Source organism: Pseudomonas sp. RIT-PI-AD, assembly GCF_025642785.1.
Lineage (GTDB): Bacteria > Pseudomonadota > Gammaproteobacteria > Pseudomonadales > Pseudomonadaceae > Pseudomonas_T.
In genome coordinates, this window is record NZ_JANZKU010000063.1 from 1 (window position 1) to 1,233 (window position 1,233).

At 50.7% G+C, this 1,233-nt stretch carries 2 pseudogenes; one reads left to right on the forward strand and one right to left on the reverse strand.

The window, feature by feature from the left end:
* A pseudogene (locus OGL92_RS22020) lies at positions 1 to 634 on the reverse strand (lytic transglycosylase domain-containing protein); the annotation flags it as partial.
* 251 nt (positions 635 to 885) lie between these two features.
* Between OGL92_RS22020 and OGL92_RS22025 the strand changes: the two are divergent.
* Positions 886 to 1,116: pseudogene (locus OGL92_RS22025) on the forward strand (thioredoxin-disulfide reductase); the annotation flags it as partial.
* Between the last annotated feature and the right edge of the window lie 117 nt (positions 1,117 to 1,233).

Here is a 1,233-nt window from a genome sequence, read left to right on the forward strand (position 1 = left end):
AATCTTTTGCCGTCTGCTCGACGAATTGAATAAGACCCGTGGCGCTCGAACCAGGATTTTTTGCTCTAGTATTGAATTGTCGGCCCGTCTCTAGCGCAATGCACGCCATTATATAATCAGGCTCGATGCCGAGTCGTTCGCCTACTGCTAGCAACTGGCTGCGGAATTCTTCGGCGACATAGGGCCCAAATAATTTCATAAAGTAACGCATCCATATTATGCGTCTGGGGTATGTTGATGTAATAGTAACATTGACCTTCTCCATGCCGGCTTCGGATAGAAAGGTTATCAATTTTCTTATTTTCTGCGTTGCCTCACTAGGAGGAAGAGGGCCGCGCTCACCGGTGATGACTAGTGAAGTGCTCATCGGTGACGCATTTTTTTGAGTTGTAAGCGGGATGTCGGAAATGTAACTGCTGTAAAGGAAAAGTGCTTCCTCGGGCTGGGAGTATTTCTGGTAGTTTTTTGCCTTGATTTTATAATTGCCCTCGGGAATTCTCCTGCCTAGACTCGGTGCCATACAGTCAGCGCCCAAGCCTTCTTTTAAGTAGCCCCTTAATATTCCTCCTGCAACACTATATTCACTGTATGTGAAATCTGTGGTTTGCCATCTTCTAATGATTTTTAGTTCCAACTTAAATTCCTTTTTTGTTGGGTTTCGTGATGTAACATTGTCAGCCGGCTACCTGTGAGAGAGCAACTTCATTTCTCTGTGATGATCATCTGTGCGCACTTCTCCCTTCCATGTAAGTCAATACTTAGCTGTCCGATCAAATCGGTTATTTTGTTGATATAGTATAATGCGCATGGCTTATTTCGCTACTGATCGATAGCTCTGGACTGAGAAATCTCTAACATTTTTACCAATAAGTTCTATAGCTAGATTTATTTATTGGCCATACGCCCAACACCTCGTTGTTCGAGGGTCAGTTGAAGATCCATGGGGGCTATCTGTGGGTGAAGGGGGGCCGCGAAGGCCAGGCCACCGCCACCAGCGTGCCCGCGGTGTTCGCCGCGGGCGACGTGGCCGACTCGGTCTACCGGCAGGCCATCACCTCGGCCGGCGCCGGGTGCATGGCGGCCCTGGACGTGGAGCGCTACCTGGACGGCGTGTGAGCGCGATCCGCGGGTGAAACGAACGAAGCCCCCTCCGCCAGGAGGGGGCTTCGTCGTTCAGCGCGGGGTCGGGGTCAGATGCGGAAGCTGTCCACCAGTTGCTTGAGGCGCGCGGCC